The organism is Pseudomonas spartinae, assembly GCF_965197125.1.
Taxonomy (GTDB): Bacteria; Pseudomonadota; Gammaproteobacteria; order Pseudomonadales; family Pseudomonadaceae; genus Aquipseudomonas; species Aquipseudomonas composti_A.
In genome coordinates this window covers 301,924-327,087 of record NZ_CBDAMB010000001.1, presented here as the reverse complement: position 1 = coordinate 327,087, position 25,164 = coordinate 301,924, and the positions used below count along the sequence as shown (strand labels likewise).

General features: G+C 62.7%; 27 protein-coding genes. 16 read left to right on the top strand and 11 right to left on the bottom strand.

Annotated elements, in window-relative coordinates; genetic code table 11:
• The first annotated feature begins 165 nt into the window (after positions 1-165).
• The 8 genes from mreB (at position 166) to tldD (ending at position 11,143) form a co-directional block, all read left to right on the top strand.
• Positions 166-1,203: a rod shape-determining protein MreB gene (mreB, locus tag ACN8M7_RS01580; protein ID WP_013714086.1), complete on the top strand. Its 1,038-nt coding sequence runs from the start codon at positions 166-168 to the stop codon at positions 1,201-1,203.
• A 185-nt stretch (positions 1,204-1,388) separates the two neighbouring features.
• On the top strand, positions 1,389-2,318 hold the full coding sequence (gene mreC, locus ACN8M7_RS01575; RefSeq protein WP_490259816.1) for a rod shape-determining protein MreC: 930 nt from the start codon (positions 1,389-1,391) through the stop codon (positions 2,316-2,318).
• Entirely contained in the window at positions 2,318-2,806 is a 489-nt protein-coding gene (gene mreD, locus ACN8M7_RS01570) for a rod shape-determining protein MreD (RefSeq protein ID WP_061240565.1), read from the top strand. Before mreC ends, mreD begins: the two co-directional genes overlap by 1 nt.
• A gap of 52 nt (positions 2,807-2,858) precedes the next feature.
• Positions 2,859-3,455, top strand: a complete 597-nt coding sequence (locus tag ACN8M7_RS01565; RefSeq protein WP_490259538.1) for a Maf family protein — start codon at positions 2,859-2,861, stop codon at positions 3,453-3,455.
• A gap of 48 nt (positions 3,456-3,503) precedes the next feature.
• Positions 3,504-4,961 (top strand): ribonuclease G, encoded by a 1,458-nt coding sequence (gene rng / locus ACN8M7_RS01560; protein WP_061240567.1) that lies wholly within the window; start codon positions 3,504-3,506, stop codon positions 4,959-4,961.
• 17 nt (positions 4,962-4,978) lie between these two features.
• The gene (locus ACN8M7_RS01555; RefSeq protein WP_490259537.1) at positions 4,979-8,800 is read left to right on the top strand and encodes a YhdP family protein; all 3,822 of its coding nucleotides are present in this window, start codon (positions 4,979-4,981) and stop codon (positions 8,798-8,800) included.
• Positions 8,801-8,849: 49 nt separating this feature from the next.
• Entirely contained in the window at positions 8,850-9,698 is an 849-nt protein-coding gene (locus ACN8M7_RS01550) for a carbon-nitrogen hydrolase family protein (RefSeq protein WP_490259536.1), read from the top strand.
• 2 nt (positions 9,699-9,700) lie between these two features.
• Positions 9,701-11,143 (top strand): metalloprotease TldD, encoded by a 1,443-nt coding sequence (gene tldD, locus ACN8M7_RS01545; RefSeq protein WP_490259535.1) that lies wholly within the window; start codon positions 9,701-9,703, stop codon positions 11,141-11,143.
• A 12-nt stretch (positions 11,144-11,155) separates the two neighbouring features.
• Here tldD and yjgA read toward each other — a convergent pair whose 3' ends face one another.
• Positions 11,156-11,674: a ribosome biogenesis factor YjgA gene (gene yjgA / locus ACN8M7_RS01540; protein ID WP_490259534.1), complete on the bottom strand. Its 519-nt coding sequence runs from the start codon at positions 11,672-11,674 to the stop codon at positions 11,156-11,158.
• Positions 11,675-11,802: 128 nt separating this feature from the next.
• On the opposite strand from yjgA, the gene pmbA reads away from it, so the two are divergent.
• Positions 11,803-13,149, top strand: coding sequence for a metalloprotease PmbA (gene pmbA / locus ACN8M7_RS01535; RefSeq protein ID WP_490259533.1), 1,347 nt, complete (start codon positions 11,803-11,805; stop codon positions 13,147-13,149).
• Between the two features lie 65 nt (positions 13,150-13,214).
• Here the strand turns inward: pmbA and ACN8M7_RS01530 are convergent, their stop codons facing one another.
• From ACN8M7_RS01530 to ACN8M7_RS01485, 10 genes are all read right to left on the bottom strand, one after another.
• The gene (locus ACN8M7_RS01530) at positions 13,215-13,487 is read right to left on the bottom strand and encodes an HPr family phosphocarrier protein (protein ID WP_061240573.1); all 273 of its coding nucleotides are present in this window, start codon (positions 13,485-13,487) and stop codon (positions 13,215-13,217) included.
• 14 nt (positions 13,488-13,501) lie between these two features.
• A complete protein-coding gene (rapZ, locus tag ACN8M7_RS01525; RefSeq protein WP_061240574.1) occupies positions 13,502-14,359 on the bottom strand; it encodes an RNase adapter RapZ in 858 nt (285 codons plus the stop codon).
• A gap of 2 nt (positions 14,360-14,361) precedes the next feature.
• The gene (gene ptsN / locus ACN8M7_RS01520; RefSeq protein ID WP_490259532.1) at positions 14,362-14,826 is read right to left on the bottom strand and encodes a PTS IIA-like nitrogen regulatory protein PtsN; all 465 of its coding nucleotides are present in this window, start codon (positions 14,824-14,826) and stop codon (positions 14,362-14,364) included.
• A gap of 12 nt (positions 14,827-14,838) precedes the next feature.
• Positions 14,839-15,147 (bottom strand): ribosome hibernation-promoting factor, HPF/YfiA family, encoded by a 309-nt coding sequence (gene hpf / locus ACN8M7_RS01515; protein ID WP_003242873.1) that lies wholly within the window; start codon positions 15,145-15,147, stop codon positions 14,839-14,841.
• Positions 15,148-15,246: 99 nt separating this feature from the next.
• Complete coding sequence (locus ACN8M7_RS01510) at positions 15,247-16,740, bottom strand: RNA polymerase factor sigma-54 (protein ID WP_061240576.1); 1,494 nt, start codon at positions 16,738-16,740, stop codon at positions 15,247-15,249.
• Positions 16,741-16,876: 136 nt separating this feature from the next.
• Positions 16,877-17,602 (bottom strand): LPS export ABC transporter ATP-binding protein, encoded by a 726-nt coding sequence (gene lptB / locus ACN8M7_RS01505; RefSeq protein ID WP_061240577.1) that lies wholly within the window; start codon positions 17,600-17,602, stop codon positions 16,877-16,879.
• Positions 17,602-18,141 carry a lipopolysaccharide transport periplasmic protein LptA gene (lptA, locus tag ACN8M7_RS01500; RefSeq protein WP_490259531.1) on the bottom strand — a complete coding sequence of 180 codons (540 nt, stop codon included), beginning with the start codon at positions 18,139-18,141 and terminating at the stop codon, positions 17,602-17,604. Before lptA ends, lptB begins: the two co-directional genes overlap by 1 nt.
• Entirely contained in the window at positions 18,128-18,694 is a 567-nt protein-coding gene (gene lptC, locus ACN8M7_RS01495) for an LPS export ABC transporter periplasmic protein LptC (RefSeq protein ID WP_061240579.1), read from the bottom strand. Before lptC ends, lptA begins: the two co-directional genes overlap by 14 nt.
• Before the next feature lie 8 nt (positions 18,695-18,702).
• Positions 18,703-19,224 (bottom strand): KdsC family phosphatase, encoded by a 522-nt coding sequence (locus ACN8M7_RS01490; RefSeq protein ID WP_490259530.1) that lies wholly within the window; start codon positions 19,222-19,224, stop codon positions 18,703-18,705.
• Positions 19,224-20,198 (bottom strand): KpsF/GutQ family sugar-phosphate isomerase, encoded by a 975-nt coding sequence (locus tag ACN8M7_RS01485; RefSeq protein WP_490259529.1) that lies wholly within the window; start codon positions 20,196-20,198, stop codon positions 19,224-19,226. The genes ACN8M7_RS01490 and ACN8M7_RS01485 overlap by 1 nt, the downstream gene beginning before the upstream one ends.
• A 243-nt stretch (positions 20,199-20,441) precedes the next feature.
• Here ACN8M7_RS01485 and ACN8M7_RS01480 point away from each other — a divergent pair, with 243 nt between their 5' ends.
• The 7 genes from ACN8M7_RS01480 (at position 20,442) to murA (ending at position 25,116) form a co-directional block, all read left to right on the top strand.
• Positions 20,442-21,251: an ATP-binding cassette domain-containing protein gene (locus ACN8M7_RS01480; RefSeq protein WP_490259528.1), complete on the top strand. Its 810-nt coding sequence runs from the start codon at positions 20,442-20,444 to the stop codon at positions 21,249-21,251.
• On the top strand, positions 21,251-22,048 hold the full coding sequence (gene mlaE, locus ACN8M7_RS01475; RefSeq protein ID WP_061240583.1) for a lipid asymmetry maintenance ABC transporter permease subunit MlaE: 798 nt from the start codon (positions 21,251-21,253) through the stop codon (positions 22,046-22,048). The genes ACN8M7_RS01480 and mlaE overlap by 1 nt, the downstream gene beginning before the upstream one ends.
• Positions 22,048-22,518 (top strand): outer membrane lipid asymmetry maintenance protein MlaD, encoded by a 471-nt coding sequence (gene mlaD / locus ACN8M7_RS01470; RefSeq protein WP_490259527.1) that lies wholly within the window; start codon positions 22,048-22,050, stop codon positions 22,516-22,518. The genes mlaE and mlaD overlap by 1 nt, the downstream gene beginning before the upstream one ends.
• 14 nt (positions 22,519-22,532) lie before the next feature.
• A complete protein-coding gene (locus ACN8M7_RS01465; protein WP_490259526.1) occupies positions 22,533-23,165 on the top strand; it encodes an MlaC/ttg2D family ABC transporter substrate-binding protein in 633 nt (210 codons plus the stop codon).
• Positions 23,162-23,470, top strand: coding sequence for an STAS domain-containing protein (locus tag ACN8M7_RS01460; RefSeq protein ID WP_061240586.1), 309 nt, complete (start codon positions 23,162-23,164; stop codon positions 23,468-23,470). Before ACN8M7_RS01465 ends, ACN8M7_RS01460 begins: the two co-directional genes overlap by 4 nt.
• A gap of 118 nt (positions 23,471-23,588) precedes the next feature.
• Complete coding sequence (locus ACN8M7_RS01455; protein ID WP_017678930.1) at positions 23,589-23,828, top strand: BolA family protein; 240 nt, start codon at positions 23,589-23,591, stop codon at positions 23,826-23,828.
• A gap of 22 nt (positions 23,829-23,850) precedes the next feature.
• On the top strand, positions 23,851-25,116 hold the full coding sequence (gene murA, locus ACN8M7_RS01450) for a UDP-N-acetylglucosamine 1-carboxyvinyltransferase (RefSeq protein ID WP_061240587.1): 1,266 nt from the start codon (positions 23,851-23,853) through the stop codon (positions 25,114-25,116).
• Positions 25,117-25,164: the final 48 nt, after the last annotated feature.

Here is a 25,164-nt window from a genome sequence, read left to right as displayed (position 1 = left end):
CGGTCAAAGGCCGCGATGTGCAGCTACAAGGCCCGGAAAAACAGGCAATCTACCATATTGCCGCCTTGCTCAAAATCCCTGCCGTTGTTAGAGTTTGCCGCACTTTTTACCTGCGCGTTTTCCGCGCCTGGCCTTCACCCACGCGTTGCCTAGGGTCCCTTCCGAATGTTCAAGAAACTGCGTGGCATGTTTTCCAGCGATCTGTCGATCGACCTGGGCACTGCCAATACCCTTATTTATGTGCGCGAGCGCGGTATCGTCCTGAATGAGCCGTCCGTGGTCGCCATCCGTACCCACGGTAACCAGAAAAGTGTCGTGGCCGTAGGTACCGAAGCCAAACGCATGCTCGGTCGTACGCCTGGCAACATCTCCGCCATTCGCCCGATGAAGGACGGCGTGATCGCCGACTTCAGCGTCTGCGAGAAGATGCTGCAGTACTTCATCAACAAGGTTCACGAGAACAGCTTCCTGCAGCCGTCGCCGCGCGTGCTGATCTGCGTGCCGTGCAAATCGACCCAGGTTGAACGTCGCGCCATTCGCGAATCCGCACTGGGCGCCGGCGCCCGTGAAGTGTTCCTGATCGAAGAGCCGATGGCCGCTGCCATCGGTGCCGGCCTGCCGGTCGAAGAAGCCCGCGGTTCGATGGTCGTCGATATCGGTGGTGGTACCACCGAAATCGCGCTGATCTCCCTGAACGGCGTGGTCTATGCCGAATCCGTCCGCGTTGGCGGCGACCGCTTCGATGAAGCCATCATCACCTACGTGCGCCGCAACTACGGTTCGCTGATCGGTGAAGGCACCGCCGAGCGTATCAAGCAGGAAATCGGCACCGCCTACCCGGGTGGCGAGATTCGCGAAGTCGACGTGCGTGGCCGTAATCTGGCCGAGGGCGTACCGCGCAGCTTCACCCTGAACTCCAACGAAGTGCTCGAAGCGCTGCAGGAATCCCTGGCGACCATCGTCCAGGCGGTCAAAAGCGCTCTGGAGCAGTCGCCGCCCGAGCTGGCCTCGGACATCGCCGAGCGCGGCCTGGTGCTGACCGGTGGTGGTGCACTGCTGCGTGACCTGGACAAGCTGCTGAGCCAGGAAACCGGTCTGCCGGTGATCGTCGCCGAAGACCCGCTGACCTGTGTTGCCCGTGGCGGCGGCAAGGCCCTGGAAATGATGGATCGCCACGCCATGGACCTGCTCTCCACCGAGTAAGGTTGACCTCGCTTGCCTGCCGTGCCGCCTCCGGGCGGCACGCGCATATTCGAGCATTGCAGTACACTCGGCCCAACCTTCGCCTTACCGGTTCGCCTTTCGCATGAATTCGCGTGCTTTTCGCCCCTGTGGCGCACGAGGAGCAGACCATTAAGCCGCTCTTCGCCAAAGGTCCCTCGCTGGGCATTCGTCTGCTGGTATTCACCGTGTTGTCGGTGGTGCTGATGGTGGTCGACGCCCGCTTCGAGACGCTCAAGCCGATGCGCAGCCAGATGGGGCTGGTGCTCACGCCCTTCTATTGGCTGGCGGATGTGCCTGTGCGCTTGTGGGACGGTGCGACCCAGCAGATCTCGTCGCGCAACGAGCTGATGGCCGAGAACGAGAAACTCAAGGCCGAAGCCCTGTTGTTACAGCGTCGCCTGCAGAAGCTGGCAGCGCTGACCGAGCAGAACGTGCGCTTGCGTGAGCTGCTCAACTCCGCCGCGCTGGTGGACGACGAAGTGCTGGTCGGCGAGCTGATCGGCGTCGACCCGAACCCCTATACCCACCGTATTCTGATCGACAAGGGTGAGAAGGACGGCGTGTTCCTCGGTCAGCCGGTGCTCGATGCCCGTGGCCTGATGGGGCAGGTGGTCGAGATCATGCCCTACACCTCGCGCGTGCTACTGCTCACCGACACCACCCACAGCATTCCGGTGCAGGTCAATCGCAACGGTCTGCGTGCCATCGCCGTGGGTACCGGTAATCCGGAGCGCCTGGAGCTGCGTCATGTGGCCGATACCGCCGATATCAAGGAAGGCGACCTGCTGGTCAGCTCCGGCATGGGCCAGCGCTTCCCGGCGGGCTACCCGGTTGCCACGGTCAAGGAAGTGATTCACGACTCCGGCCAGCCCTTCGCCATCGTTCGTGCCGTACCCACCGCCGCCCTCAATCGCAGCCGTTACCTGTTGCTGGTGTTCTCCGACCGGCGCACCCCGGAGCAGCGTGCCAATGACTCCGCCGAGGCCCAGGAAGCTGCCGATCGCGAAGCCGAGCAGGCGCGTGCGAATGCTGAGCAGGTGCCGGCGCAGAATGAGGCGCCGACTGCGGACGCCCCCGCACAGGAGACGAACTGATGGTTGGCGTACAGCCCCGGAACGGCTGGGTGGTCTGGCTGAGCCTGGCGCTCGGCCTGTTGCTCAGTGTTTCGCCGCTGCCCGAGTTCATGCAGGTCGGCCGTCCGCTATGGGTTGCCTTGATCCTCACCTATTGGGTGCTCGCGCTGCCGCACCGCGTCGGCATGACCACCGCCTGGATTCTGGGCCTGGCGCAGGACGTGCTGTTTGGTACGTTGCTGGGGCAGAATGCCCTGATCCTTACCCTGATCACCTTTCTGGTGCTAAGCCTGCATCAGCGCCTGCGCATGTTCCCCATGTGGCAGCAGAGCATGGTGCTGATGGTGGTATTCGGCCTGGCTCAGCTGGTGCAGCTGTGGCTCAATGCGCTGACCGGCAGTCGTCCGCCGACCCTGGCATTCATCCTGCCGGCGTTGGTCAGTGCCTTGCTCTGGCCGTGGATCTGCACCTTCCTGCGCGCGCTTCACCGTCGCCTCAACGTCAACTGAGAACGGCCACGCTTGACGCTTGGCCGGGATTCGTCCGATAGGGAGAATACTCATGGCCACGCTTTTCCTGGCCTCCGCTTCGCCCCGTCGCCGTGAGCTTCTGGCCCAGATCGCTGTGCCCTGTGTCACGCAAATCGCCGCCATAGACGAAACCCCGTTGCCAGGCGAGCGGCCGGACGCTTATGTAGAGCGTCTGGCGCGCGGCAAGGCGCACGCCGGCTTGGCGGCGCTGTCGGATAGTACGGATGGCGTGGTGTTGGGCGCCGATACCGCCGTGGTGCTCGACGGCCAGATTCTTGGTAAACCGCTCGATTTCGAGGATTTTCGCCGCATGCTGGCCGGCCTTTCCGGTCGCAGCCATCAGGTGATGACGGCGGTGGCGCTGGTCAGTCGCCAGGCCGAGGCTGCGCAGGTGGTATGCAGCGATGTGACGTTTCGCCATCTGAGCGAGGCGGAAATTCGCACGTACTGGGCCAGCGGAGAACCCTGCGACAAGGCGGGCGGTTATGGTATTCAGGGGTTGGCGGCGGTGTTCGTCAGCCGTATCGAGGGCAGCTATTCGGCCGTGGTCGGTCTGCCCTTGTGCGAAACGGCGCAGATGCTGGGTGACTTCGGCATTGCCTGTTGGCAGTCGAACGCCGCGCCATAAATTGAAATGGCCGCCGAGGGCGGGCAGCGAATCCATCAGGACGGATGCATGAGCGAAGAGATTCTGATCAATATCACGCCGATGGAATCGCGTGTGGCAGTGGTGGAAAACGGCGTCCTGCAGGAAGTGCATGTGGAGCGCACGCAGAAGCGCGGTATCGTCGGCAACATCTACAAAGGCAAGGTGGTACGCGTACTGCCAGGCATGCAGGCGGCATTCGTCGACATTGGTCTGGAGCGTGCGGCGTTCATCCATGCCTCGGAAATCTCCAGCCGTGAGGGCGCGGCGGTCGAGCCGATCAGCGCCCTGGTCCACGAAGGGCAGAGCCTGGTGGTGCAGGTCACCAAGGACCCCATCGGCAGCAAGGGCGCGCGCCTGACCACGCAGTTGTCCATCCCCTCGCGGTATCTGGTGTACATGCCGCGCACCAGTCACGTCGGCATATCGCTGAAGATCGAAGATGAAGCCGAGCGTGAGCGCCTCAAACAGGTGGTGGCCGATTGCGTCGCCACCGAGGGCATCGAAGAGGCGGGTGGCTTCATCCTGCGCACGGCGGCCGAGGGCGCTGGTGCCGACGAGATCCTGATCGATATCCGCTACCTGCGTCGCCTCTGGGACCAGATCGGCGCGCAGATCCAGAATGCCAAGGCGCCGACGGTGATCTACGAGGATCTGTCCCTGGCGCTGCGGACCCTGCGTGACCTGGTCAGCCCGCGCACCGAGAAGATTCGCGTGGACTCGCGGGAAACCTTCCAGAAGATCACCCAGTTCGTCGCCGAATTGATGCCGGAGATTGCCGACCGCCTGGAGCATTACCCGGGCGAACGGCCGATTTTCGACCTTTATGGCGTCGAGGACGAAATCCAGCGCGCCCTGGAGCGCAAGGTGCCGCTCAAGTCCGGCGGTTACCTGGTGGTCGACCCGGCCGAGGCGATGAGCACCATCGACGTCAATACCGGTGCCTTCGTCGGCCATCGCACCCTCGAGGAAACTATCTTCAAGACCAATCTTGAAGCGGCCACGGCCATTGCCCGGCAACTGCGCCTGCGCAACCTGGGCGGCATCATCATCATTGACTTCATCGACATGGAAGACGAAGAGCACCAGCGCCAGGTGCTGCGTACCCTGGAGAAGCAGCTCGAACGTGACCATGCCAAGACCAACATCATCGGCATCACCGAACTGGGCCTGGTGCAGATGACCCGCAAGCGCACGCGCGAAAGCCTCGAACAGATTCTCTGCGAGCCCTGCAGCGCTTGTCAGGGGCGCGGCAAGCTGAAGACGCCGGAAACCACCTGCTACGAAATCTTCCGCGAAATTCTGCGTGAAGCCCGTGCCTATCAGGCGGAAAGCTATCGTGTGTTGGCCAACCAGAAGGTGGTCGATCGCCTGCTCGACGAAGAGTCGGGCAACGTCGCCGATCTGGAAGCCTTCATCGGACGTACCATTAAATTCCAGGTGGAAACCATGTATTCCCAGGAACAGTACGACGTGGTGCTGCTCTGAGCACGGTCAGCAATGAGGTGAACGTCCTGGCGCGCCTGTTCTCGGTGCTGCTGCGCTGGGGGCTGGGTCTTTGCGCCGCGATGCTGGTGCTGGCCGCGCTGTATGTCAGTCTCGGCCGTGAGCTGGTGCCGCTGGTGGCGGAATATCGGCTCGAACTGGAAGACCGCGCCAGCGCGCAGCTGGGCATGCCGGTGCGCATCGGTCGTCTCGAAGGGCGCTGGCAGGGATTTGCCCCGGTGCTGGTGGCCCATGACGTACGCCTGGGCAAGGAGGGTGAAGGCCTGAGCCTGGAGCGTGTGCAACTGGTGCCGGATGTCGCTGCCAGTCTGCTGGCACGCCAGCCGCGTATCGCCCGCCTGCAGTTCGATGGTTTGCAACTGAACGTGCGGCAGAGCGCCGAGGGTGCCTGGCAGTTGCAGGGTTTACCGCAGCGCAGTGGCCCGGAGCTGGACGTTGGGCGTCTGCTCGAGCAGCTGCAGATGGTGCATCGCATCAGCCTGCTCGATAGCCGTGTGGTGGTGCAGCCCTACGATCAGGAGCCGTTGCTGCTCAGTTACGTCAACTTCAGCCTGCGCTATGGCAATAACAGTCAGCGCCTCGATGGTCGCCTGCTCCTGCCTGATGGTCAACCGGTCGCCCTGCGCCTGCGCACACGCATGCAACCCGAGACCTGGCGCGAGGCGAAGTCCGAGCTCTATCTGAGCCTGCCGCAAAGCGACTGGGCGGCCTGGCTGCCGAAATCGCTGCTTGGTGACTGGCAGGTACAGCGTCTGCAGGCCGGTGGCGAGCTTTGGCTGCAAGGCCACGGCCTGTTCCTGGACAAGGGCGCCCTGCGTCTGCACGCGCCCGAGTTGGTCGGTGGGCAGGCCAAGCAAAAGGTAGTGACGTTCAAGGACCTGGCCTTCAATGCCTTTTTCGCTCAGGACAAGCAGGGCGTGCGGGCGCAGATCGACTCCCTGGCCCTGACCCACGGTGAGCAGCGCATCGGTGAAGTGCACCTGAACCTGAAGCAGAATGACGTGGGCGAAGCTGACGAGCGCTGGGCTCTGAGTACCGACCGCCTCGACCTCGCGGCCTGGGCACCGCTGGTCAAGGCGCTGGTGCCGATGCCCGAGAATGCCCGGGAGGTTCTTGTCGCCCTGGCGCCGCAAGGGGCGGTGAACAACCTGCTGCTCGATTACTACCCGCAGCGTGAAGGCGCCGAACGCCTGCAGTTCGCTGCCAACCTGGACAAGGTCGGCATCCAGGCCTACCACGGTGCGCCGGCTGCCGAGAATGTCAGTGGCAGTGTGTCGGGCAACCTGTTTCAGGGCGAGCTGCGGCTGAACAGCGAGAATTTCGCCCTGCATCTGGACCAACTGTTCCCCAAACCCTGGCACTACCGCCATGCCCAGGCGCGCTTGAGCTGGGACTGGAGCGAAACCGGTCTGACGTTGTACAGCCCCTACATGCGTGTAGAGGGTGAGGAGGGGCAAGTCGCTGGTGACATGCTGATCCGCCTGCTGCGCGACCCTGAAGCCGAAGATTACATGGACCTGCGCGTCGGCATGCGCGACGGCGATGCGTCCTACACCGAGAAGTATCTGCCGAGCCGCGCGCCCGGCATGAGCGCTGAACTCGATCACTGGCTGAAGACGGCGATCCGCGCGGGTCACGTCGAAGAAGGCTATTTCCAGTACCAGGGCTCACTGCACAAGGGGGCAGCACTGGGCGCTCGTAGCATCAGCCTGTTCTTCAAGGTCAAGGATGCCGAGCTGGCCTTCCAGCCAGGCTGGCCTGCGCTACGCGAGGGCGTGGGTGAGGTGTTGATCGAGGACGACGCGGTGCGCGTGCGCTTGCAGAGCGGCCGCTTGCAGGAAAGCCAGGTCAGTGACGTCGTGGCCAATATTCCTCTGCTGCACGACGGCAAACCGCCACGCCTACACCTCGACGGCAAGGTGCAGAGCAGTCTGGGCGATGCCATCAAGCTGCTGCAGGAGGCGCCACTGGGCACTTCGGAGATATTTGCCGGTTGGCAGGGCGAGGGGCCTCTGACCGGTCGCCTGCAACTGGATATTCCGTTGCACAAGGGAGACAAACCCGGTGTCGTGGTGGACTTCGCCACCGAAGGTGCCAGCCTCAAGCTGGCCAACCCCGATCTGCAGTTGCGTAAGGTGCAGGGGGCATTTCGCTTCGACAGCGCCGCCGGGCTGAGCGCGCCGGACGTTCGCGGCGAGGTCTTCGGCCGCCAGGTGCGCGGCAAGATCAGCGCCGAGGGTGCACGCGGCCAGGCGCGTACACTGTTCGATCTGCGTGGACAGGTTCCGGTCGATACCCTCAGCCAGTGGCTGGGTGGGCCGCAGAAACTGCCGGTCAGCGGGTTGCTTCCCTATCGTCTGCGTCTGACGCTCGATGGCGATGACAGCAAGCTGCGCGTCGACTCCGCCTTGCGCGGCGTGGCGGTCAACCTGCCGGCCCCCTTTGGCAAGACGGCGGAGCAGGAGCGCGATACCAGCTGGCGCATGACCCTTTCCGGGCGTGAGCGCCGCTATTGGGCCGATTATGCTGATCTGGCCAGCTTGAGTCTGGCCGCGCCTCCGGGGGCGCTGGCAGATGGCCGTGGCGAATTGTTGCTGGGTGGTGGCGCGGCAGGTTTGCCGCCAGGGCAGGGGCTGCGCGTGCGCGGACACCTGGATGAACTGGACCTGGACGCCTGGAAAAAACTGGCTGCGAAGCATCCGGTCAAGGTGGATGCCGACAGCCAGCGCCTGTTCAAGAGCGCCCGCCTGGATATCGGACGCTTTCGCGGTTTCGGTCAGGAGATCGAGCAACTGACGCTTGGCCTGGCGCGTGAAGGGCAGGCCTGGTCCCTGCAACTCGACAGCGAGCTGGCTGCCGGGCGAGTGCTGCTGGCCGATGCTGACTCTGTGCCCATTCGCATCGAACTGCAGCATGTGCGATTGCCAGCGCCCGATCCTGGGGCCGTGAAGGACGAGGAGGCGCCAGACCCGCTGGCCGATTTCGACCCCAGGCAGATTCCTCCGCTGGATATCAGCATCGAGCGCGTACTGCGCGGTGAAAAGCTACTGGGCAGGTGGTCGCTCAAGGTGCGCCCGGAGGAGCAGGGCGTGCGCTTCGATGAGCTCGATCTCGATCTTCAGGGCCTGAAGATCGGTGGCAGTGCCGGTTGGCGTGGTACCCCAGGCCATATGCGCAGCTGGTACAAGGGGCGTCTGCAGGGCAAGAACCTCAGCGATATTCTCAAGGCCTGGGATTTCGCTCCCAGCGTTACCAGTGAAAGTTTCCGGGTGGACGCCGATGGCGACTGGCCGGGCTCGCCTGCCTGGTTTTCGCTCAAGCGCTTTTCCGGCAATCTCGACCCCTCGTTGCGCAAGGGCCAGTTCGTCGAGGTGCAGGGCTCGGCCCAGGCGCTGCGCGTATTCGGCCTGCTCAACTTCAACTCGATCGGTCGCCGCTTGCGTCTGGACTTCTCCGACCTGCTCGACAAGGGGCTCAGTTATGACCGGGTCAAGGGCAACCTGCAGGCCACCAATGGTCTGTTCGTCACTCGCGAGCCGATCACCCTGACCGGGCCTTCGAGCAATCTGGAGCTCAACGGCAATCTGGACATGCGCAACGAGCGCATCGATGCCAAGTTGCTGGTGACCCTGCCGGTGACCAACAACCTGCCGCTGGCAGCGTTGATCGTCGGGGCTCCGGCAATCGGCGGGGCGCTGTTCGTGGTGGACAAGCTGCTCGGTGACAAGGTCGCACGCTTCGCCAGTGTGCAGTACGACGTCAAGGGGTCGCTGCAGGATCCTGAGCTCAGCTTCGACAAGCCTTTCGAAAAACCGCAATGAGGTTACGTCTTGGCGTAGGCTGTTACACCAAGCCGCAAAGAGTGTCGCCATGAATCTCGCTGTAATCCAGATGGTCAGCCAGGATGACGTGCAAGCCAATCTGCGCCTGGCTCGGCGTCTGCTGGAGCGCGCTGCGCAGGGTGGCGCGCGTCTCGCCGTGTTGCCGGAGAACTTCGCGGCCATGGGCCGCCGGGATCTGGCCGCCATCGGCCGTGCCGAAGCCCTGGGCGAAGGGCCGATCTTGCCCTGGTTGAAAAGAGTCGCGCGTGACCTCAGTTTATGGGTAGTGGCCGGTACCTTGCCGCTGCCGCCGGACGATGATGTCGAGGGCAAGCCGCGCGCCTGTTCGCTGTTGATCGACGATCAGGGAGAGCGTGCCGCCCGTTACGACAAGCTGCACCTGTTCGATGTCGACGTGGCCGACAACCGTGGCCGGTATCGTGAGTCGGACGACTTTGCCCATGGCCAGCGCATCGTGGTGGCGGATACGCCGGTAGGGCGTCTGGGTCTGAGCGTGTGCTACGACCTGCGCTTCCCCGAGTTATTCGGTGCGCTGCGTGAAGCAGGGGCCGAGCTGATCAGCGTACCGGCCGCGTTCACGGCGGTGACTGGCGCCGCTCACTGGCAGGTGCTGACGCGTGCTCGGGCCATCGAAACCCAGTGCTATGTGCTGGCGGCCGGGCAGGGTGGTGAGCACCCGGGGCAGCGCATGACCTTCGGCCATTCGGCGATCATCGACCCCTGGGGCAGCGTCCTGACCGAGCAGGATCAGGGCGAAGCTGCGCTGCTGGCGTCTCGCGATGCCACCGAGCAGGCAGCCATTCGCCAGCGTATGCCGGTGCAGCAGCACCGCCGATTCTTTTTATCGGACGTAGCACGTCCGATCGTTGTGGAGTGACCATGAATACGATGTTGCAATCCGTCAGCGAGCATCTGCTTGCGCCCGGCAACCTGACCCTCGACAGCCTGAGCTCCGTTCTGGGCGAAGTGGCGGGGCCGGGTATTGACGCCGCCGACCTGTACTTTCAGAGCCAGGTCTCGGAAACCTGGGTGCTGGAGGACGGCATCGTCAAGGAAGGCAGTTTCAACCTCGACCAGGGCGTTGGCGTGCGTGCCCAGTCCGGTGAAAAAACCGGTTTCGCCTACAGCAATGCGATCAGCCTCGATGCGCTGACGCAAGCCGCTCAGGCCGCGCGTTCGATCTCACGGGCCGGTCAGCAGGGGCGTGTGCAGGCGTTCGTCAGCCCGCAGGTCACTCAGCTGTATGCCGAGGGCAACCCGCTGGATGTCATGAGCCGCGCCGAGAAGGTCGAGCTGCTGCAGCGCGTCGATCGCGCCACGCGCGCACTGGATCCGCGCATCAAGCAGGTCACCGTGAGTCTGGCCGGTGTCTGGGACCGCATTCTGGTGGCGGCGCACGATGGCAGTCTGAGCGCCGATATCCGTCCGCTGGTGCGCTTCAACGTCAGCGTCATCGTCGAACAGAATGGTCGTCGCGAGCGCGGCGGTCATGGCGGTGGCGGGCGCACCGACTACAGCTATTTCCTCGATGAAGACCGCGCCATGGGCTACGCCCGTGAAGCGCTGCGCCAGGCGCTGGTCAATCTGGAAGCCATCGCGGCCCCGGCTGGCAGCATGCCGGTGGTGATGGGCGCGGGCTGGTCCGGCGTACTCCTGCACGAAGCGGTCGGCCATGGCCTGGAGGGCGACTTCAACCGCAAGGGCAGTTCCGCCTACAGCGGCAAGGTCGGCGAGAAGGTCGCGTCCAGTCTCTGCACCATCGTCGATGACGGCACCCTGGCCGGGCGTCGGGGTTCGCTCAGTGTCGACGACGAAGGCACGCCGACCCAGTGCACCACGCTGATCGAAAACGGCGTGCTCAAGGGCTACATGCAGGACAAGCTCAACGCGCGCCTGATGGGCGTGGCCGCCACCGGCAACGGCCGTCGTGAGTCCTATGCGCACCTGCCGATGCCGCGCATGACCAACACCTACATGCTGGCCGGTGAGAGCGACCCGGAGGAAATCATTCGTTCGGTGAAGAAGGGCATCTACTGCGCCAATCTCGGCGGCGGCCAGGTGGATATCACCAGCGGCAAGTTCGTCTTCTCCACCAGCGAGGCGTACCTGATCGAGGACGGCAAGATCACCGCCCCGGTCAAGGGGGCGACCCTGATCGGCAACGGGCCGGAGGCCATGAGCCGGGTGTCCATGGTCGGCAACGACCTGGCGCTGGACAGTGGTGTCGGCACGTGCGGCAAGGATGGTCAGTCGGTGCCTGTGGGCGTCGGTCAGCCGACGCTGAAGATCGACGCGATCACCGTCGGCGGCACCGGTGCGTGATGCACTGCTGAGTCAGCGCAGGCCGCGCTGGATCTCGTCGAGCTCGCGGATGTACTTGAACACCTTGCGCGCCGCGGCTGGTGGCTTGTTGCGTGCGGCCTCGTGCTGAGCATGACGAACCAGCCCGCGCAGATGCTGGACGTCGGCTTCGGGGTAGAGTTCGACGAAGCTCTCCAGCGCGCTGTCGCCTTCGGCGATCAGACGGTCGCGCCAGCGCTCGAGGGCATGAAAGCGCTCGTTGTACTCGCGGGTGGAGCTGTCCACCTGGTCGAGCATGGCGATGATCGCTTCGACATCCTGTTCACGCATCAGCTTGCCGATGAACTGGATGTGGCGTTTGCGCGCGGCATTGGCGGTATGTTTCGGCGCATCGGTGAGGGCGCGGCGTAGGGCATCGGTCAGCGGCATCTTGGCCAGCAGATCCGCCTTGAGCGTGGTCAGTCGCTCGCCAAGCTCCTGCAGGGCATGCAGTTCGCGTTTGACCTGGGATTTGCTCTTCTCCAGGGAGAAGTCGTCGTAGGAATCAGACATGGGGTGGGTCCAGAGGGAAACGCCGCCATGATAGCAGTAACCGTGACTGCCGGCCTGTGGGCGGGCAGTCGAGAGCAGGCCTTGAGTGTGCGAATGCTGGGCCTGCGCCAAGAGAATCGGGAGTGGTTATGAGTGAAGTAGAACGCATCGGGCCGCAGGCCTTGCCGGCACTGCAGGAGCAGGTTGAGGCCATTCTCGCCGAGGCCAAGCGCCAGGGCGCCAGTGCCTGTGAAGTGGCCGTCTCGGCCGGCCAGGGGCTGTCCACCACGGTGCGCCAGCGTGAGGTGGAAACCGTCGAGTTCAATCGTGACCAGGGTTTTGGTATCACGCTCTACGTCGGTCAGCGCAAGGGCTCGGCCAGTACCTCGGCCACTGGCGCCGAGGCCATTCGCGAAACCGTGGCAGCGGCCCTGGCGATTGCCAAGCATGCGTCCGAGGACGAGTGCGCCGGCCTGGCTGATGCGGCGCTGATGGCGCGCGAGTTACCTGAGCTGGATCTCTATCACCCTTGGTCAATCACTCCAGAGCAGGCCGTCGAGCAGGCGCTGGTGTGTGAGGCGGCGGCTTTCGCTGCCGATCCGCGGATCAAGAACGCCGATGGCACCAGTCTCAATACCCATCAGGGCTGCCGTGTGTATGGCAACAGCCACGGCTTCATCGGCGGTTATGCCAGCACCCGGCACAGCCTGAGCTGCGTGATGATCGCCGAGGGCGAGGGGCAGATGCAGCGCGACTACTGGTACGACGTCAATCGCCAGGGCGAGCTGCTCGCAGGTGCTGAAGGTATCGGCCAGCGCGCCGCCGAGCGTGCGGTCAGTCGCCTCGGGGCGCGTCCGGTGCCGACCTGCGAAGTCCCCGTGCTGTTCGCCGCCGAGCTGGCCGGCGGCCTGTTCAGTCACCTGCTGGCGGCGATCTCTGGCGGTAACCTGTACCGTCAGTCCTCGTTCCTTGAGGGGGCGCTCGGTCAGCGTCTGTTCCCCGAATGGTTGAGCCTCGACGAACGTCCGCATCTGCCGCGCGCACTGGGCAGTGCGACCTTCGATGGTGACGGCCTGGCCACATACGCCAAGCCGTTCGTGGAGAAGGGGGAGCTGGTCTCCTATGTGCTCGGCACCTATTCCGGCCGTAAGCTGGGCCTGCCGAGCACGGCCAACTCCGGCGGCGTGCACAACCTGTTCGTCACCCATGGCGATGAGGACCAGCACGCGCTGATTCGACGCATGGGGCGCGGCTTGCTGGTCACCGAGCTGATGGGCCAGGGGCTGAACCTGGTGACCGGCGATTACTCGCGCGGCGCGGCGGGTTTCTGGGTCGAGAACGGCGAGATCCAGTTCCCGGTGCAGGAAGTCACCATCGCCGGCAATCTGCGCGACATGTTCCGTCAGATCGTCGCGGTCGGTCGTGACCTCGAGCGCCGCGGCAATATCTGCACCGGTTCGGTGCTGATCGAGAAGATGACCGTCGCCGGCAGTTGAGCACGGCGGAACCGGCAGAAACGACAAGGCCACCCGCGGGTGGCCTTGTCGTTTGTCGGGAGGGCTTACTCGCCTTCGTCGAAGTAGTTTTCGATCAGCTCGACCAGGGCGTTCATCGCCTGATCGTCCTGTTCTCCTTCGGTCGCCAGGTGCACGTTGGTGCCCTTGCCGGCAGCCAGCATCATCACCGCCATGATGCTCTTGCCGTCTACCAGGCTTTCGGCGCTGCGCCCGATACGGACCTGGCACGGGTAGGTGCTCGCCACACCGACGAATTTCGCTGCAGCGCGGGCATGCAGGCCGAGTTTGTTGATGATGGTGATTTCACGTGCTGGCATCGCGGCAGGGTTCCTTAGCTGAGGTCGCGGTGACGCACCTGGACGTTCTTCAGCGAATGTTTGAGCGCCTGGCTGAGGCGGTTGGCCAGGTAAACCGAGCGGTGGTGGCCGCCGGTGCAGCCAACTGCAACGGTGACGTAGGCGCGGTTGCTGGCGGCAAAACGTGGCAGCCATTTCTCCAGATAGGCGAGGATGTCCTGATACATTTCCTCGACCTCCGGCTGCGCAGCCAGATAGTCGATCACCGGCTGGTCCTGGCCCGAGTAATCACGCAGCTCCGGCTTCCAGTAGGGGTTGGGCAGGCAGCGTGCATCGAAGACCAGATCGGCATCCACCGGCATGCCACGTTTGAAGCCGAAAGACTCGACGAGAAAGGCGGTGCCAGTCTGAGTCTGGCCTAGCAGGCGTAGCTTGAGTGTGTCGCGCAGTTGATAGAGATTCAGGCGGGTGGTGTCTATCTTGAGGTCTGCACGATCGGTGATCGGCGCCAGAAGCTGGCTCTCATAAGCGATGGCTTCTGCGAGCGAGCGATTGTCGTTGGTCAGCGGATGACGCCTGCGCGTCTCCGAGAAGCGCTTGAGCAGCGTCTCGTCTTCGGCATCCAGATAAAGCACGTCGCAACGAATATTGCGCTTGCGCACTTCATCGAGCAATTCAGGGAAGCGCTTGAGCTGACTCAGCAGATTGCGCGCATCGATGGAGACGGCAACCTGCGGCAGCAGCATGTCGCTGTGCGGCAGGAAGCGCTCGGCCAGGTCCGGCAACAGGCCGGCCGGCAGGTTGTCGATGCAATAGAAGCCGTTGTCCTCAAGTACATCGAGGGCGGTGCTCTTGCCCGAGCCCGAGCGACCGCTGACGATGATCAGGCGCATGTTCAGTGACCGTTCTGAATGTCCACGACAACCTGGTAGAGATCTTCGCCGCTGCTGGCATGGCGTAGACGTTCACGTACATCCTGGCGGTCGAGCATGCTGGCGATCTGGCGCAGGAGCTCCAGGTGCGCATCGGTTGCTGCCTCCGGTACCAGGAGTACGAACAGCAGGTCGACAGGTGCGCCGTCGATGGCGTCGAAGTCGACGGCAGTTTCCAGGTGCAATACAGCGCTGATCGGTGTACTGCAGCCGGCCAGGCGGCAGTGCGGAATGGCGATGCCGTTGCCGAAGCCGGTGGAACCGAGCTTCTCGCGGGCGATAAGGCTTTCGAAGATGTCCTGGGCATCCAGGTCGGGCAGGTCGCGCGCAACCAGATTGGCGATCTGTTCGAGCACGCGCTTCTTACTGCCGCCCGGCACGTTCACCAGGGAACGGCCGGGGGTCAGGATATTTTCAAGTCGGATCATGGATGGGGAATGTTAGCGGGCCGTGGCGCCTTGCAGGCGTTCGAGCTGCTTTTCCTTGTGCTTGATAAGTTGACGGTCGAGTTTGTCGGCCAAGAGGTCGATGGCAGCGTACATATCCTGATGTTCGGCGTTGGCGACGACTTCGCCGCCGGCGACATGCAGGGTGGCTTCGATCTTCTGCTTGAGTTTTTCGACCTCCATGGTCACCTGTACGTTGGTGATCTTGTCGAAGTGGCGTTCCAGTCGGCCGAGTTTCTCGCCGATATAGTCACGCAGGGCGTCGGTCACATCCAGCTGATGTCCACTGATGTTGACTTGCATACCGCTTTCTCCTTGTTGCCTTGTGTAAGAGACGGGTCTGGTTCGACCCGCCACCGGAACACTTTGGCCTGAAGGCTCGAGGCCTTCAGTCGATCTGGCCTACATCAGTCGCTTGCGCTCACTGGAGGGCGCTATGCCGAGGGACTCACGATACTTGGCGACTGTCCGACGGGCGACTTGGATGCCTTGTGCCTCCAGTAAACCAGCGATCTTGCTGTCGCTCAACGGCTTTTTCGCGTTTTCTGCTGCAACCAGTTTTTTGATGATCGCGCGGATCGCGGTGGACGAGCATTCACCGCCTTCGGAGGTGCTGACGTGGCTGGAGAAGAAGTATTTCAGCTCGTAAATACCGCGCGGCGTGTGCATGAACTTTTGCGTGGTGACGCGCGAGATGGTCGACTCGTGCATGCCTACCGCTTCGGCGATGTCGTGCAGCACCAGAGGCTTCATCGCCTCGTCGCCATAGTCGAGAAAGCCGCGTTGATGTTCGACGATCTGCGTTGCCACCTTCATCAGCGTTTCGTTGCGGCTTTGCAGGCTCTTGATGAACCAGCGCGCTTCCTGCAACTGATTGCGCATGAAGGTGTTGTCGGCACTGGAGTCTGCACGTTTGACGAAGCCGGCATACTGCGGGTTGACCCTCAGGCGCGGCATGGCTTCCTGGTTGAGCTCGACCAGCCAGCGGTCGTTGTGCTTGCGCACGATCACGTCGGGTACGACGTATTCCGGTTCGCTGGATTCGATCTGTGAGCCCGGGCGCGGATTCAGACGCTGGATCAGGTCGATGACCTGGCGCAGCTCGTCTTCCTTGAGTTTGGTGCGCCGCATCAGCTGGGCGTAATCGCGGCTGCCGAGCAGCTCCAGGTAGTCGCCCACCACGCGCTGGGTTTCGTTCAGCCAGGGGGTGTTGGCTGGCAACTGGCGCAGTTGCAGCAGCAGGCACTCGCGCAAATCACGGGCACCGATGCCGGCCGGCTCGAACTGCTGGATGCGGTGCAGCACCACTTCCACTTCGTCCTGCTCGATGTCCAGTTCGGGGTCGAAAGACTCGGTCACTTCCTCGAGGGTTTCTTCGAGGTAGCCATCGTTGTTGATGCAGTCGATCAGGGTGGCGGCGATCAGGCGATCCTTGTCCGACATGGGCGCAAGGTTCAGTTGCCAGAGCAGATGGCTGTGCAGGCTCTCGCCAGTCGAGGTGCGGGTGGTGAAGTCCCACTCGTCATCGTCGTTGCTTGGCAGGCTGCTGGCGCTGGTCTGGTAGACGTCCTCCCAGGCGGTATCCACGGGGAGCTCGTTGGGAATGCGTTCGCCCCACTCGCCTTCCTCGAGGTTGTCGACCGTCGGGGTGGTTTCCTGGTAAGTCTCTTCCTTGCTCGGCGCGGGGGCGGCGCTTTCGGCGCCATCGGCCATCGGGTCGCTGTTGTCGAAGTCGTCGCCATCTTCCTGGCGTTCGAGCATGGGATTGGATTCCAGTGCCTCCTGGATCTCCTGCTGCAGGTCCAGGGTCGACAGTTGGAGGAGGCGGATAGCCTGTTGCAGCTGCGGGGTCATCGTCAGCTGCTGGCCCATCTTGAGGACTAGCGATGGTTTCATTGCAGACCTTAATTTACTGGCGAGTTACGCCTTCCACATCAGGGCGCCGAAGCGCCGCCAGGAAGCAAATTATATGCCTGAATTTCTTGTTTTTGCCTAGGGGTTGCAATATTTCTGTAGCGAAATAACAGGCGACCTACAGGCGGAATTCATGGCCAAGGTATACCTCTTTCACCGTCTGGTTGGCGAGGATGGTCTCGGCGTCACCTTCTGCGATCAGCTGCCCGTCGTTGACGATGTAGGCGGTTTCGCAGATGTCCAGGGTTTCACGCACGTTGTGATCGGTGATCAGGATGCCGATGCCCTTGGTCTTGAGGTGATGGATGATCTGCTTGATGTCGCCAACCGAGATCGGGTCGACGCCGGCGAAAGGTTCGTCGAGCAGGATGAACTTGGGGTTGGTCGCCAGGGCGCGGGCAATCTCCACGCGGCGTCGCTCGCCACCGGACAGGCTCATACCGAGGCTGTCGGCGATATGGTGGATATGGAATTCCTGCAGCAGGTTTTCCAGCTCCGCCTGGCGTCCGGCACGGTCCAGATCCTTGCGCGTTTCGAGGATGGCCATGATGTTGTCCGACACCGACAGCTTGCGGAAAATCGAGGCTTCCTGCGGCAGGTAGCCGATGCCGGCGCGCGCGCGACCGTGCATGGGCTGGTGGCTGACGTCCAGGTCGTCGATCAGTACGCGTCCCTGATCGGCGCGCACCAGGCCGACGATCATGTAGAAGCAGGTGGTCTTGCCGGCGCCGTTGGGACCGAGCAGGCCGACGATCTGGCCGCTTTCGATGCTCAGGCTGACGTCACGCACGACCTGGCGGCTCTTGTAGCTTTTCGCCAGATGTTGGGCTTTGAGAGTGGCCATTACTGCTGTTGATCCGCGGGTTTGTTCTTCGGTTGGATGATCATGTCGATACGCGGGCGCGGCGTGCTGACATTGCCACCTGTGGCGCGACCTGCGTTGACGATCTGGCGGCGGGTGTCATAGACGATCTTCTCGCCTTCGAAGGTGTTGCCTTCCTGAATCACCTTGGCCTGGTCGATCAGCACGATACGCTCGTTGCTGGCGAAGTACTGGATGGTCTTGCCGTAGGCCTTGACGATGTCCTTGTCCACGGCAGGCTTCTGCTCGTAGTAGGCCAGGTTGCCGACCGAGGTGAAGACATCGATATCGCCGCTGCTGGTCTGAGTGATGGTCACGGTATCGCCCGTGATCTTCAGAGTGCCCTGGGTGATGACTACATCACCGCGGTAGACGGCTACACCTTGGTTGTCATCCAGTTCTGCACTGTCGGCCTGGATGCGGATCGGTTGATCGCGATCCGATGGCAGTGCCCAGGCAGCCGCGCTTCCCAATGCGGCGCCGAGGCTGAGAATCAGGGGGAGGGTATTAACGAACCTCATGCTGGCCTCTTACGTTGGACTGCAGGAGCATCCTGCCGTCATTCAAGTACGCTTTCATTCCTTGTGCCGTGGTCACCCCGTTGGCCGCGACGATTCTAACGGCTTGCTCGGTCTGCGCATATTCCTTGTCGGGAATAACGGTCATGCGGCTGCTGGTGATGATAGTTGGACGGTTCTTGGCATCGGTGCGGGCGATGCGCACGTCGTCGATCAGTTCTACCTCGACGCCGCCAGGGGAGACTTCGGCACGCTGGCTGGTGACCTTCCATGGCAGCTCGGTGCCGCGATAGAGGTCCAGCTTGGGGGTGTCGATCAGGGTGATGTCGGTGCTCTTGACGTGCTCGAGCTTGTCCGCGGTCATGCGGTAATGCAGTTTGCCGTCATCCTGAAACTGCACGGTGCGCGCGCCGACAGCGTAGAAGTCGACGACATTGTCATTGCTGGCCTGCTGGGTCTGGCGGCCGCTGTCCGGTGCAAGGTTCCAGTAGCCCAGCGCAGCCACTACGACTGCAATCAGGGCAAAGATCAGGGTGTTGAGAAATTTACGCAGCATGCTGTTCTCTACAGATAGGCGGCTTGGGCCGCATCCAGTGTGCCTTGGGCACGCATGATCAGTTCGCAGAACTCCCGTGCCGCGCCGTCACCGCCGCGCGCCTGGGTTACCCCATGCGCGTGCTGGCGGACGAATCCGTCGGCGCTGGCGACGGCCATGCCCAGCCCGACGCGGCGAATGACCGGAAGGTCCGGCAGGTCGTCACCGAGGTAGGCGACCTGCTCATAGCTTAGGCCGAGTTCGGCGAGCAGGCCGCCGAGTACCACGAGTTTGTCCTCGCGGCCCTGAAACAGGTGCTGGATGCCGAGGTTGTTGGCGCGACGCTCGACGACCGGCGTCTTGCGTCCGCTGATGATGGCCGTGCGCACGCCCGAGTTGATCAGCATCTTGATGCCGTGGCCGTCGAGCGTATTGAAAGTCTTGAATTCGCTGCCGTCTTCGAGGAAGTAAAGGCGGCCATCGGTAAGCACGCCATCGACGTCGAAAATCGCCAGTTTCACGGCGCGAGCGCGTTGCAGCAGGTCGTTCATCACATCACTCCTGCGCGCAGCAGGTCGCCGAGGTTGAACGCGCCGACCGGGCGATCATCTCCGTCGACCACCACCAGCGCGCTGATCTTGTTGTCTTCCATGATCTTCAAGGCCTCGGCGGCGAGCATTTCGGCGCGTACGGTCTTGCCATGCAGCGTCATCACTTCGTCGATCTGGGCGTGGCGTACGTCGATGCCCTTGTCCAGTGCGCGGCGAAGGTCACCGTCGGTGAATATCCCGGCCAGATGCCCGTTGTTCTCTATTACCGTTGTCATGCCCAGGCCCTTCTGGGTCATTTCCAGCAGCGCGTCGCGCAGGCTGGTGCCGCGTGTGACCTGGGGCAGGCTTGCGCCGCTGTGCATCACGTTCTCGACCTTGAGCAGCAGGCGGCGGCCCAGCGCGCCACCGGGATGGGAGAAGGCGAAGTCTTCGGCGGTGAAGCCGCGCGCTTCGAGCAGGGCGATGGCCAGGGCGTCGCCGAGCACCAGGCTGGCAGTGGTCGAAGAGGTCGGGGCCAGGTTCAGTGGGCAGGCTTCCTGGGATACGCGTGCATCGAGGTTGACCTCCGCAGCCTTGGCCAGCGTCGACTCGGGGTTGCCGGTCATGCTGATCAGGCGAATGCCCAGGCGTTTGATCAGTGGCAGCAGCGTGACGATCTCGGCGGTGGTGCCGGAGTTGGACAGGGCCAGGACAATGTCATCCTGGGTGATCATGCCCATGTCGCCATGGCTGGCCTCGGCCGGATGTACGAAGAATGCCGTGGTGCCGGTGCTGGCCAGGGTGGCGGCAATCTTGTTGCCGATATGTCCGGACTTGCCCATGCCGACCACCACGACGCGCCCCTTGCAGCCGAGAATCAGCTCGCAGGCCTTGATGAAATCGGCATCGATGCGGGGCAAGAGCTCCTGCACCGCTTCGAGTTCGAGGCGGATCGTGCGCTGTGCGGAGTCAATCAGGTCGCGGGTCTGGTTCATGCTGGGCGGGGCTGTCGGGCCAAAAGACGAGGATTATAAACGTAAAAGGTCCCCGCGCTCACCCTCGCTGCAACGAGGCACTGTCGAAGCTGTCGCAAGTCTGAACGCCGCGCCGCGGTGCTATTGGGCGGCAAGTGTGGCAAATGCTATAGTTCGCGGCCATTTTGGCTCCCTCTGGCTGGCGCGTGTCTTCGCTTCTGGAGGCGGCGTCTGCCAGGAAGGCCTGATTTTCAAGGAGTTCAGATGAGCGCCGAGCACGAGTACGCGATCGAGTTGCAGGGCGTCAGCTTTCAGCGTGGCGCGCGGTCGATTTTCGACAAGGTCGACATCCGCATTCCGCGCGGCAAGGTGACCGGCATCATGGGACCATCCGGTTGTGGCAAGACGACCTTGCTGCGCCTGATCGCCGCCGAGTTGCGTCCGGCGCTGGGCAAGGTCCTGGTCAACGGCGTCAACCTGCCGGAGCTGTCGCGTGACGCGCTGTTCGACATGCGCAAGCAGATGGGCGTGCTGTTTCAGAGTGGAGCGCTGTTCACCGATCTCGATGTGTTCGAGAACGTCGCGTTTCCCTTGCGAGTGCACACCCAACTGCCTGAAGAAATGATTCGTGACATTGTCCTGCTCAAGCTGCAGGCAGTGGGCTTGCGTGGCGCCATCGAACTGATGCCCGATGAGCTGTCCGGTGGCATGAAGCGCCGTGTGGCGCTTGCGCGCGCCATCGCCCTGGATCCCCAGATACTGCTGTACGACGAGCCATTCGTGGGTCAGGACCCCATTGCCATGGGAGTTCTGGTGCGGCTGATCCGTCTGCTCAACGATGCGCTGGGTATTACCAGTGTGCTGGTGTCTCATGACCTGGCGGAAACCGCCAGCATCGCCGATTACCTCTATGTCGTCGGTGATGCGCAAGTGTTGGGGCAGGGCACGCCGGCGGAGTTGATGGAGTCGGATAATCCGCGCATTCGCCAGTTCATGAAAGGCATTCCGGATGGCCCGGTGCCTTTCCATTTTCCAGCGCCGGACTACCGCGAAGATCTGTTGGGGAGAGGTTGATGCGCAGAATTTCACCGCTCGAACGGCTGCGCCTGTTCGGTCGTGCGGGTATCGATGTGGTAGCAACCTTGGGCCGCTCCGTGCTGTTCCTGCTGGGCGCGCTGTTCGGGCGCAGCCGCGCCGGCAAGCCTATGCAACTGCTGATCAAGCAATTGTTCGCCGTCGGGGTCATGTCGCTGGCGATCATCGTCGTGTCCGGCGTCTTTATTGGCATGGTGCTGGCGCTGCAGGGCTACAACATCCTGGTCAGCTACGGCTCCGAGCAGGCGGTCGGGCAGATGGTCGCGCTGACCCTGTTGCGTGAGCTGGGGCCGGTGGTGACCGCTCTGTTGTTCGCGGGGCGCGCCGGCTCTGCGCTGACGGCCGAGATCGGCAACATGAAGTCCACCGAGCAGCTGTCCAGTCTGGAAATGATTGGCGTCGACCCGCTCAAGTACATCGTCGCGCCACGCTTGTGGGCGGGTTTCATTTCGATGCCGCTGCTGTCGATGATCTTCTGCGTGGTCGGTATCTGGGGTGGCGCCATGGTCGCGGTCGACTGGCTGGGTGTCTACGAGGGCTCGTTCTGGGCCAATATGCAGAACAGTGTTTCCTTTCACGACGATGTGCTCAACGGGGTGATCAAGAGCGTCGTCTTCGCCTTCGTGGTGACCTGGATCGCCGTGTTCCAGGGCTATGACTGCGAGCCCACGTCCGAAGGCATCAGTCGTGCGACCACCCGCACCGTGGTGTATGCCTCGCTGGCCGTGCTCGGCCTGGATTTCATTCTGACCGCTTTGATGTTTGGAGACTTCTGATGCAAAACCGCACGCTGGAGATTGGTGTCGGCCTGTTTCTCATGGCCGGTGTACTGGCCCTGCTGCTGCTGGCACTGCGGGTCAGTGGCCTGAGCGTCGGCAGCGCTGGCGACACCTACAAGGTCTACGCCTATTTCGACAATATTGCCGGACTCACCGTGCGCTCCAAGGTGACCATGGCCGGGGTGACCATTGGCAAGGTCACGGCCATCGACCTGGATCGCGACAGCTACATGGGGCGGGTGACTCTGGAGCTCGAGGGTGGCGTCAATAACCTGCCTGAAGATTCCACCGCGTCGATCCTGACCGCTGGCTTGCTCGGCGAAAAATACATCGGTATCAGCGTTGGTGGTGACGAGCAGGTGCTCAAGGACGGCAGTACCATCCACGACACGCAGTCCTCGCTGGTGCTGGAAGACCTGATTGGCAAATTCCTGCTCAATTCGGTCAATAAAGATGAAGCCAATTGATGAGGGCTCCTGACATGTTCAAGACCGTGCGTAATTCCCTGTTGGTGTTGCTGGCTGCCATGCCGCTGCTGGCTGTTGCTGCGCCAAGCGCCCATGAAGTGGTGAAGCAGACCACCGATACTCTGCTGGCTGATCTCAAAGCCAACAAGGACCAGTACCGCAGTGATCCCAATGCGTTCTACGACTCGCTCAACGAGATTCTCGGCCCGGTGGTCGATGTCGAGGGCATCGCCCGCGGCGTGATGACGGTCCGTTACTCGCGCCAGGCCTCGCCCGAGCAGATGACGCGCTTCGAGGAGAACTTCAAGCGCAGTTTGATGCAGTTCTATGGCAATGCCCTGCTCGAATACAACAACCAGGACATTCGCGTGCTGCCGGACAGCGGCAGGGCTGAAGGCGAGCGTACGTCGGTCGGCATGGAAATTCGTGACGGCAAAGGCGTGGTTTACCCGCTGTCCTACACCATGGTGTCGATGAATGGCGTGTGGAAGCTGCGTAATGTGGTGATCAACGGCATCAACGTCGGCAAGCTGTTCCGTGACCAGTTCGCTCAGTCGATGCAGAACAATCGCAATGACCTGGACAAGGTCATCGACACTTGGGCTGATACCGTGGCGCGTGCCCGCCAGGCTCGGGGTAATTCGTGAGTCAGGCAAGCATTACCGAGGGTGCCGCTGGGCGATTGCAGCTCAGCGGTGTGCTGGACTACAGCACCGGCCCGCTGCTGCGCGAGCAGGGCGCACGCCTGATCGCGGGCAGCGGCACGAAGTCTCTGACGCTCGACTGCAGCGCGGTGGAAAAGTCCAGCAGCGTTGGTTTGGCGCTGTTGCTGGCGTTCATGCGCGATGCGCGCAAGGCGGGGCGCGAGCTGTCGATCAGTGCGCTGCCTGACGACATGCGCGAGATCGCCCAGGTCAGCGGTCTGCTGGAGTTGTTGCCGCTGCAAGCGTGACGCACTTCCTGTCGTTCCGTCAGCACCGTCACGGGCGGGGTTCGCAGGCAGGAGGCTTTTTTTGTATGATGGCCGACCCGCGGGCTCAGGTGCCCGAATGCGTCAGTCGAGGTCGAGCATGCAGGCTGCAGAAGTAAAAAGCCTCCTAGAGGAAAAACTCCCGAACACCCAGGTGGAAGTCGAAGGCGAAGGCTGCAACTTCCAGCTCAACCTGATCAGCGACGACTTGGCCGCTCTCAGCCCGGTCAAGCGTCAGCAGCAGATCTATGCCCACCTCAATGCCTGGATCGCCGATGGCAGCATCCACGCCGTGACCATGAAATTCTTCAGCCAGGCCGATTGGGCCGCGCGTTCCTGAGCCTGCGGGCGACGAGATTCCTATGGATAAACTGATCATTACCGGCGGTGCTCGCCTCGATGGCGAAATCCGCATTTCCGGTGCGAAGAACTCTGCTCTGCCGATTCTTGCAGCGACCCTGCTGGGCGACGAGCCTGTCACCATCTGCAACCTGCCGCACCTGCACGACATCACCACCATGATCGAACTGTTCGGTCGCATGGGCATCGAGCCGGTGATCGACGAGAAGCTGGCGGTGGAAGTCGATGCTCGGGCGATCAAGACCCTGATCGCACCCTATGAGCTGGTGAAAACCATGCGCGCCTCGATCCTGGTGCTCGGCCCCATGGTCGCGCGCTTCGGTGAGGCCGAAGTGGCGCTGCCTGGCGGTTGCGCCATCGGTTCGCGTCCGGTCGACCTGCACATCCGTGGCCTCGAGGCCATGGGCGCGATCATCGATGTCGAAGGCGGCTACATCAAGGCCAAGGCGCCGGAAGGCGGCCTGCGCGGTGCGCACTTCTTCTTCGATGTGGTCAGCGTGACCGGCACCGAGAACATCATGATGGCCGCGACCCTGGCCAAGGGCCGCAGCGTGCTGGAAAACGCCGCGCGTGAGCCTGAGGTGGTCGACCTGGCCAACTGCCTGATCGCCATGGGCGCGAAGATCCAGGGCGCTGGTACCGACACCATCATCATCGATGGCGTGGAGCGTCTGCATGGCGCGCGTTTCAACGTCATGCCCGACCGTATCGAAACCGGCACCTACTTGGTTGCCGCCGCCGTCACCGGTGGTCGCGTCAAGGTCAAGGATGCCGATCCTTCGACTCTGGAAGCCGTGCTGGCCAAACTCCAGGAGGCCGGTGCCGAAATCACCACCGGTCCGGACTGGATCGAGCTGGATATGAAGGGCAAGCGTCCGAAGGCGGTCAATCTGCGTACCGCACCCTATCCGGCGTTCCCCACCGACATGCAGGCGCAGTTCATCGCCCTGAACGCGGTGGCCGAAGGTACCGGCACCATCATCGAGACGGTGTTCGAGAACCGCTTCATGCACGTCTACGAGATGCTGCGCATGGGTGCCAACATCCTGGTCGAAGGCAATACCGCCGTCGTCACCGGTGTCGAGGCACTCAAGGGCGCGCCTGTAATGGCCACCGACCTGCGCGCTTCGGCGAGCCTGGTGCTGGCTGCACTGGTGGCCGATGGCGATACGCTGATCGACCGCATCTACCACATCGACCGTGGTTACGAGTGCATCGAAGAAAAGCTGCAGCTGTTGGGCGCCAAGATCCGCCGCGTTCCGGGCTGATCGCCCGCGTCCATTGTCGTAGGGCCGCTCCCTGTCGGAGCGGCCGCT

Bases quoted from the DNA above. Each gene is read 5' to 3' on its own strand.
- mreB (WP_013714086.1), top strand. From the start codon at position 166: ATGTTCAAGAAACTGCGTGGCATGTTTTCCAGCGATCTGTCGATCGAC.
- mreD (WP_061240565.1), top strand. From the start codon at position 2,318: ATGGTTGGCGTACAGCCCCGGAACGGCTGGGTGGTCTGGCTGAGCCTG.
- ACN8M7_RS01565 (WP_490259538.1), top strand. From the start codon at position 2,859: ATGGCCACGCTTTTCCTGGCCTCCGCTTCGCCCCGTCGCCGTGAGCTT.
- rng (WP_061240567.1), top strand. From the start codon at position 3,504: ATGAGCGAAGAGATTCTGATCAATATCACGCCGATGGAATCGCGTGTG.
- ACN8M7_RS01550 (WP_490259536.1), top strand. From the start codon at position 8,850: ATGAATCTCGCTGTAATCCAGATGGTCAGCCAGGATGACGTGCAAGCC.
- tldD (WP_490259535.1), top strand. From the start codon at position 9,701: ATGAATACGATGTTGCAATCCGTCAGCGAGCATCTGCTTGCGCCCGGC.
- yjgA (WP_490259534.1), bottom strand. From the start codon at position 11,674: ATGTCTGATTCCTACGACGACTTCTCCCTGGAGAAGAGCAAATCCCAG.
- pmbA (WP_490259533.1), top strand. From the start codon at position 11,803: ATGAGTGAAGTAGAACGCATCGGGCCGCAGGCCTTGCCGGCACTGCAG.
- ACN8M7_RS01530 (WP_061240573.1), bottom strand. From the start codon at position 13,487: ATGCCAGCACGTGAAATCACCATCATCAACAAACTCGGCCTGCATGCC.
- rapZ (WP_061240574.1), bottom strand. From the start codon at position 14,359: ATGCGCCTGATCATCGTCAGCGGTCGCTCGGGCTCGGGCAAGAGCACC.
- ptsN (WP_490259532.1), bottom strand. From the start codon at position 14,826: ATGATCCGACTTGAAAATATCCTGACCCCCGGCCGTTCCCTGGTGAAC.
- hpf (WP_003242873.1), bottom strand. From the start codon at position 15,147: ATGCAAGTCAACATCAGTGGACATCAGCTGGATGTGACCGACGCCCTG.
- ACN8M7_RS01510 (WP_061240576.1), bottom strand. From the start codon at position 16,740: ATGAAACCATCGCTAGTCCTCAAGATGGGCCAGCAGCTGACGATGACC.
- lptB (WP_061240577.1), bottom strand. From the start codon at position 17,602: ATGGCCACTCTCAAAGCCCAACATCTGGCGAAAAGCTACAAGAGCCGC.
- lptA (WP_490259531.1), bottom strand. From the start codon at position 18,141: ATGAGGTTCGTTAATACCCTCCCCCTGATTCTCAGCCTCGGCGCCGCA.
- lptC (WP_061240579.1), bottom strand. From the start codon at position 18,694: ATGCTGCGTAAATTTCTCAACACCCTGATCTTTGCCCTGATTGCAGTC.
- ACN8M7_RS01490 (WP_490259530.1), bottom strand. From the start codon at position 19,224: ATGAACGACCTGCTGCAACGCGCTCGCGCCGTGAAACTGGCGATTTTC.
- ACN8M7_RS01485 (WP_490259529.1), bottom strand. From the start codon at position 20,198: ATGAACCAGACCCGCGACCTGATTGACTCCGCACAGCGCACGATCCGC.
- ACN8M7_RS01480 (WP_490259528.1), top strand. From the start codon at position 20,442: ATGAGCGCCGAGCACGAGTACGCGATCGAGTTGCAGGGCGTCAGCTTT.
- mlaE (WP_061240583.1), top strand. From the start codon at position 21,251: ATGCGCAGAATTTCACCGCTCGAACGGCTGCGCCTGTTCGGTCGTGCG.
- mlaD (WP_490259527.1), top strand. From the start codon at position 22,048: ATGCAAAACCGCACGCTGGAGATTGGTGTCGGCCTGTTTCTCATGGCC.
- ACN8M7_RS01465 (WP_490259526.1), top strand. From the start codon at position 22,533: ATGTTCAAGACCGTGCGTAATTCCCTGTTGGTGTTGCTGGCTGCCATG.
- ACN8M7_RS01455 (WP_017678930.1), top strand. From the start codon at position 23,589: ATGCAGGCTGCAGAAGTAAAAAGCCTCCTAGAGGAAAAACTCCCGAAC.
- murA (WP_061240587.1), top strand. From the start codon at position 23,851: ATGGATAAACTGATCATTACCGGCGGTGCTCGCCTCGATGGCGAAATC.